Consider the following 1,590-nt stretch of genomic DNA (forward strand, 5'->3'; position numbering starts at 1 on the left):
TCCTATCTTCTAGTTGTTGCCTTTTCAGGCCGAATATCGAATGCTTGTCGAGGCAATGCAGATCTGGCGGACGGGATGCCGACATGTAATATGGGGCCTCCAAGGACCTCGTAACAGGGAGAGTGGCATAACCGTCCCACCCAGGCTGGCCGCGAATAAGCTGGATGGGGACACAACAGGGTGCACCCCGGATCTCTTCTAGGAGGCTGCGGTCCTGGGCGGTTGCTGACGGGTGTCCGCCTGCTGCGCCAGGAAGGAGGGTTGGTGCCATGTACTACGTGGGCGTGGACATCGCGAAGAGGGTGCATGTGATCGGCGCCGTTGATGAGAGAGGCAAGGCTGTGTGCAAGCCTATGTCCTTCAAAAACTCGGGTGACGGCTTTGAGAGGTGCATATGCTGGCTCGAGGGGCTCGCGGAGGAACCCGACGATGTTTTGGTGGCGATGGAGGCCACCGGACATTACTGGATGGCGCTATTTAGCCACCTAGTGGCCGCAGGCTATGCAGTCTGTGTGATTAACCCCATGCAGGTCAAGGCCGTGCGTAAGCTTAAGGGCATGGAGCACGTGAAAAACGATCGCGTCGACTCTGAGCTCATTGCTGAGACACTGAGAATCGGCCAGTGTGAGCCGAGTGCACTCGCCGACGAGAAGGTCCAGTCGCTTAGGGTCCTCACCCGCTATCACCAGTCGATAAAGGGCGACGTTGCCGAAGTGAAAACCCAACTCATATGTATCCTCGATGCCTACTTCCCTGAGTATGAGAGTCTCTTCTCAGATCCCATGTGTGCCTCATCGCTGGCGCTATTGGAGTTGGCACCACTTCCTGCTGACCTCGTGCGCAGGAAGGCCACTACGGTCTCAAGGACGCTTTTAGAAGCGTCCAGAGGAAGACTTAGCGAAGGCAAGGCCACAGAGGTCATGGAGGCCGCTAAGACATCTGTGGGTTACAGGATCGGTTCTGAGGCTGCCTCGATACAGGTTCGCTCGTTGGTAAGGACCATCGAGTTCCTGCAGGATGAGGCTAACAAGATCGCCGCGCGGATCGGCGCGCTACTGCGCGACATTGAGCCTTTGGTACTGACCATCCCCGGAGTTGGAGAGGTCACCGGTGCCCAGATCGTGGCCGAGATAGGTGACATATCCAGGTTTGCCAGTGCCAAGGCACTTGTGCGCTACGCAGGTCTCGACTCAAGCGTGAGTCAGTCTGGCGAGTTCGACTCCGGTGGAGGCTCCATCTCCAAGGGTGGAGACCCCTACCTGAGACGGTCCATCTGGCTCGCCGCAAGCCGCGCCTGGCAATACGATACCAAGCTCAGAGAGTTCTACAGAAAGAAACGGGCTGAGGGCAAGCCGCACCGTGTGGCTGTGACAGCGGTTGCAAGGAAGCTGTGCCACATCGTCTTTGCTGTCATGCGCGACAAGAAGGAGTATGACCCAGACAGATAGTCTTGTAGGACATTGTCCCCACAAGCATTCGATATTCGACTTTCAAGGTGCCTGACTTGCTCTGGTACTTTGGTCTTTGCCTACTTAAAAACTGTCCTTAAATCTCCTCTTGAAAATGCTTGACAAGCCATAGCTGGTCTCC

The 1,590-nt window shown here is 56.3% G+C and carries 1 protein-coding gene; it reads left to right on the forward strand.

Annotated features, from left to right (window positions below; genetic code table 11):
- Nucleotides 1–269: 269 nt before the first annotated feature.
- Nucleotides 270–1,448 carry an IS110 family RNA-guided transposase gene (locus ACO5R6_RS07625; RefSeq protein WP_485626576.1) on the forward strand — a complete coding sequence of 393 codons (1,179 nt, stop codon included), beginning with the start codon at nt 270–272 and terminating at the stop codon, nt 1,446–1,448.
- Nucleotides 1,449–1,590 lie beyond the last annotated feature (142 nt).

The organism is Shuttleworthella sp. (genome assembly GCF_057251025.1).

Excerpts from the sequence above, each read along its gene's own strand:
- ACO5R6_RS07625 (WP_485626576.1), top strand. The coding sequence starts at position 270 with ATGTACTACGTGGGCGTGGACATCGCGAAGAGGGTGCATGTGATCGGC.